This window comes from Vibrio sp. D420a (genome assembly GCF_030248625.1).
Taxonomy (GTDB): domain Bacteria; phylum Pseudomonadota; class Gammaproteobacteria; order Enterobacterales; family Vibrionaceae; genus Vibrio; species Vibrio fortis_A.
Genome location: NZ_JAHGAN010000094.1, coordinates 1 through 1,552 on the forward strand (window position 1 = coordinate 1; position 1,552 = coordinate 1,552).

2 protein-coding genes are annotated in these 1,552 nt (G+C 45.0%); one reads left to right on the top strand and one right to left on the bottom strand.

Going from position 1 to position 1,552, the window contains the following annotated elements; all coding sequences use genetic code 11:
• On the bottom strand, positions 1-428 hold a 428-nt coding region (locus KI743_RS24455), incomplete at its 3' end, for a dCMP deaminase family protein (RefSeq protein ID WP_285468587.1).
• A 261-nt stretch (positions 429-689) separates the two neighbouring features.
• Here KI743_RS24455 and KI743_RS24460 point away from each other — a divergent pair.
• Positions 690-1,552, top strand: an 863-nt coding sequence (locus tag KI743_RS24460; RefSeq protein ID WP_285468588.1) for an efflux RND transporter periplasmic adaptor subunit, incomplete at its 3' end; no start/stop codon positions are given.

Genomic DNA, 1,552 nt, shown 5'->3' on the forward strand with positions numbered 1-1,552 from the left:
ACTGGTAACCAATCAACCTGCACGCCAGCTTGCTCAAACATGTCTTGGCTGACTTTGATTTTGTCGCCCCAACGTGACAAAAAGTCTTCACTTTGTGCTGGACAGTGAACCGCAGAGATACCCGTTTGAATGATCTTTGCAGCGCAGTTTGGACATGGGAAGTGAGTTACCCAGATTTCACAACCATCCAGATCTCGCTTAGCGAACAGAATTGCGTTCTCTTCTGCGTGCAGTGTCTTCAGATATTTCATCTCGCGTTCATCGGTGTCGGCACTATCTGATACACCATGTGGGTATCCATTAAAGCCAACAGAGACAATGCGGTTATGTTTGGTAATTACGGCACCTACTTGAGTTGAAGGGTCCTTGCTCCATGAGCCGACCAACTCTGCCATTTGGTAAAAACGCTTAGCCCATTTTGAAATCATGTACATTACCTTAACGATGTATAAGACAAATTTTAGATATGAAGAGTCATCATGTTAGACAATATCCTGTCAGACTAAAAGCCTAAGCCTAAGATTTTCAGGAAAAATGTAGCGCAATTGTAAGCTATTTATGTGCATCAAGTTGCTATTTACAAGTTGAAACATTTTGACTGGTAATAATTGATATTCCTCGGACAATCGTCGCAATTGTGTTACGTAGATTTTTATACTGTTCTATTTTTAACTAGCGACGGTATACCAATGCGTAAAAAGCTACTCCTGACCGCTCTGGCCAGCTCTATGATCCTTGTCGGCTGTGGGCAAGATGCCCAAAACGCCCAACAAGCGCCTTTACCTCTCGTAGCAGTACAGGATGTTAATGTTATTCCTCACCAACAAAGCAAGTCTTATATTGGTCGTATTGAAGCTGTAGAAGATACAGCGATTACGGCTCAGGTATCGGGCTACCTTCAAAACCGTCATTTCAAAGAAGGACAAATGGTTGAGAAAGGTCAGTTGCTTTACACCATCGAGCCCTCTTCTTTTGAAGCACAAGTGGCGAGTGCAAAAGCCTCGGTAGCGCAAGCGAATGCCAACCTTAAAAAGGCCGAATTAGATTTCAATCGTGGTAAAAACCTACTTCCTAAAGGCAGTATCTCTCAATCGGAATTCGATGCTCTTACTGCTGCCCTGTTAGGCGCTCAGGCACAACTTGAAGCGAACCAAGCTCAGCTAAACTCAGCTAACGTTCAACTTTCTCACACTCGCATCGAAGCGCCGTTTGCAGGCCGTATTAGCGATAGCAAAGTGAGCACCGGTGACCTTGTTTCTCCATCTTCTGGTGTATTAACCACATTGGTAAGTCTAGACCCAGTTCATGCCGCATTTAGCATCAGTGAACGTGAGCGCTTAGCGCTAGGTATGGATCGCATTGAAGGCGATGGCAGCAGCGATAAAGACCGCGTTGAAGTACAAATTGTTTTAGAGAACGGTGAAGCGTTTGAGCACCTAGGTAAGTTGGATTTCTTAGGCAACCGTATCAACCTAAACACAGGTACGATCGCGATGCGTGCTATCGCGGATAACCCGAACCAACAGCTTCTTCCAGGCCAACACGTACGTGT